We start from the raw sequence: 1,942 nt of genomic DNA on the forward strand, positions 1-1,942 counted from the left end.
ATTTCATCTTTATAACACCTAAATATATAGAATCTATTTACAAAAATACAACACTTCCAAAAAGCGGTATAGGATTTTTTCAGTTTGTAGATGATATAAGCGATGAGAGCAATCTTATCTATGTCACGCCAAGCAAGGCAAAGACTGTGGATATAAAATTTGCTTGTGGACTTGATAGCAAATATAATGACGATATAAATACAACTAAAACAGTAGTGGTGGCTTAATGGCCATCTCTTTTAAAAAACTAAAAGTGACAATCCATATACCCTTTCGAAATTCTCAGTGCTATAGCTTTAATTATTCTTAATATTTTTTATTAACTCATTATGTAGAAACTTAGATATTTTATTTATGAAAATATTTTTTATAGATATATGAATGTCTCAAGAAGGAAAAATGGTTTCTTGGTAACATAAAATAAAATAAATATTGTTTTTAATATTAAAATTTATTTTTTATATTTACTTAAAAAATATATATAACAAGTTGGCTTTTTATAATTTCCGCACAAGCTCACATGGCTTTTGATGTCTTAGTAAAATTTTAAAATTTTTACAAAAAACATGCTAAAATTACTGCAAGCTTAAAAATTTGCTACATAAAAATTTTATTTTGCTACAAACATTAAGCTATATTTTATGAAAGGTGACTGCAATATAATATTGTAGAAACATCGTAGTTTAGGTATCAATGGTGTCAAGGGGGAGAATTGAACTCCCGACCTCCGGCTTATGAGATAAATTTTTAAATATCGCTTAAAGCCCTGCTACATCGCCATTACAAACAATTTTTTGTCATAAGCACTAGTCAAGTGTCCCACTTTTGTTCCACTGCAAATCCATGATACATCTAAAAAACCGCAATGGAATTTATTACTACCGAAGCGTCATCGCACCAAACGCAAGAAAAGTTTTAAAATGCTCAAGAGAGCTATCTTTCTCCTTAGGGACTTATTCCTTATTAAAAGCCAGAAAATCTGCTAGAATCTATGATAGATATATCTATCTCATAACAAAGGCGGTGGATATGAAGCTAAATCAAGGAATTATAGATTCATTAGTTGATAGTTTTATGCAAGCAAAGATCGATAAGAGCATAAAGGAGCATTCGCTTTATGATAAAAAGATAGATATTGAATTTGCAGATGCGCTAAATAGGCATTTTAAAGAGGCTTTAAAAGATAATACCTTTCCTGATTTGCTTAATAAAAGTAATGAGACTTTAAATAGCATGGCTAAAATTTTATCTAATAGTCTAGATAAAGCCATAGACCAAGATGATAAAGCCAGCATAGCTCAAACCCTGCTTGAAAAACATATATTGTCCCTAAACTACCTAATATCAAAGCTTGATAAGAGTACAAACCTTGTGTCTAAAAGACTTAAATTCTTAAGCAAACAAGATGAAAGTTATAAATTTGAGCCAACTGGTATAGATAGCTTCCAAGATAATATCAATGCTCTAGATGAAGCAAATGGGCTACCTCTTAAAAAAGAAGATATCAAAAGTCTAGCTAAAAATTTCTCACATGCCATAATGGCAACTGCTGAGCAACAATACGGACTTAACACTCCTTTTAAGCTAGTAAAAACAAAAGGTGATGAGAGGGATGCGGAGCAGATACTATCTAGTAATAGCCGTCTAATAGGCAAACGCATAAAAGTTGGAGATAGTAGCTTTGCTGTGGGTAGCTTAAACGATGAGGCAGTCCAAGAATACGAGATAGTGCCATGTTCTCCTAGTCAAAAAAAGATAGAGAGAAGGGAGATCATCACACTAAAAACGGCATTTGAAAATTTTACAGCTAACACTAGCGTTAGTCAAAAGTGGTCAAGTAGCACTATGGATCTGGTAAATATAGTAGGTAATATATTATTTAAATTCTTTCATCCAAATAAGGACATTACATCCATATCACGAGATGATCTGCTTAAATTTA

General features: G+C 31.5%; 1 protein-coding gene and 1 pseudogene. Both read left to right on the top strand.

Annotated features, from left to right (window positions below):
• Window positions 1-227: hypothetical protein (locus F3G76_RS10555; protein ID WP_188116579.1), on the top strand; the 227-nt coding region annotated here is incomplete at its 5' end.
• An 802-nt stretch (window positions 228-1,029) separates the two neighbouring features.
• Window positions 1,030-1,942, top strand: a pseudogene (locus tag F3G76_RS10560) (hypothetical protein); the annotation flags it as partial.

The organism is Campylobacter concisus, from assembly GCF_902460575.1.
Classification (GTDB): Bacteria; Campylobacterota; Campylobacteria; order Campylobacterales; family Campylobacteraceae; genus Campylobacter_A; species Campylobacter_A concisus_AW.